The organism is Rhodanobacter ginsengiterrae (genome assembly GCF_050026815.1).
GTDB lineage: Bacteria > Pseudomonadota > Gammaproteobacteria > Xanthomonadales > Rhodanobacteraceae > Rhodanobacter > Rhodanobacter ginsengiterrae.
Genome location: NZ_JALBWO010000024.1, coordinates 1 through 1,060, shown reverse-complemented (window position 1 = coordinate 1,060; position 1,060 = coordinate 1). Strand labels below are relative to the sequence as shown.

The window sequence follows — 1,060 nt, the reverse complement described above, 5'->3', positions numbered from 1 at the left end:
TTCACTGAAAGTCAGATCGTCGCGACGCTGAAGCAGGTCGAAGGTGGTCGCCAGGTCAAGGATGTATGTCGCGAGCTGGGCATATCGGATGCGACCTACTACGTATGGAAGTCCAAGTACGGCGGCATGGAGGCGGCTGATGTTCGGCGGCTTAAGGATCTGGAAGAAGAGAACAGTCGCCTCAAGCGCATGTTCGCCGACCTGTCGCTGGAGAACATGGCACTGAAGGACGTCATCGCAAAAAAACTGTAGACCCGGCGCACAAACGCCCGCTCATGTCGTGGTTGATGGATGTCCACCACTGGAGCGAACGTCGGGCTTGTCAGGCGGTGGGACTTTCTCGATCGACGGCGCGCTACAAGCGCCGCGTTGATCGGGACGAGGCAGTGATCGGGTTACTGGCCGAGCTGGCCGAGCGATTTCCGGAGCGTGGCTTCGATAAGTTGTTCCAGCTGATCCGCCGTCGCGGTTTGGTCTGGAATCACAAAAGGGTGTGGCGTGTGTATTGCCTGATGCAGCTCAACCGGCGTCGCCGCGGGAAGAAGCGGTTGCCTAACCGACACCCGATGCCACTCGTGGCCGGCGACCAGATCAATGGCAGTTGGTCGATCGACTTCATGTCCGACGCCTTGTGGGACGGGCGGCGCTTTCGTACGTTCAACGTGATCGATGATTTCAGCCGCGAGGCGTTGGCAGTGGAGATCGATCTGAACCTGCCGGCCACGCGCGTTATTCGCACGCTGGAGCGCATCGCCGCTTGGCGTGGCTATCCCACCAAGCTGCGCCTGGACAATGGTCCGGAGTTCATCGCGCTGGCCCTGGCCGAATGGGCGGAGCGCAAGGGCATCGCCCTGGACTTCATCGAGCCGGGTCGGCCCATGCAGAACGGCTTCATCGAACGCTTCAACGGCAGCTTCCGACGCGGCGTGCTGGACATGCATGTCTTCCGTAACCTCTCTGAAGTACGTGAGCAGGCCGAGCGATGGATCGCCGATTACAACAACGAGATCCCTCATGACAGCCTCGACGGCCTCACGCCCGCCGAGTTCCGAATTCAAAA

General features: G+C 60.2%; 1 protein-coding gene. It reads left to right on the top strand.

Annotated features, from left to right (window positions below; genetic code table 11):
* Positions 1-1,060 (top strand): IS3 family transposase gene (locus tag ACQGNJ_RS00130; protein ID WP_426687222.1). Its coding sequence is split into 2 segments (ribosomal slippage), with 1,061 coding nucleotides annotated over them: positions 1-238 and positions 238-1,060; the frame shifts between segments, so codons are not numbered across the junction. This gene is flagged as partial in the annotation.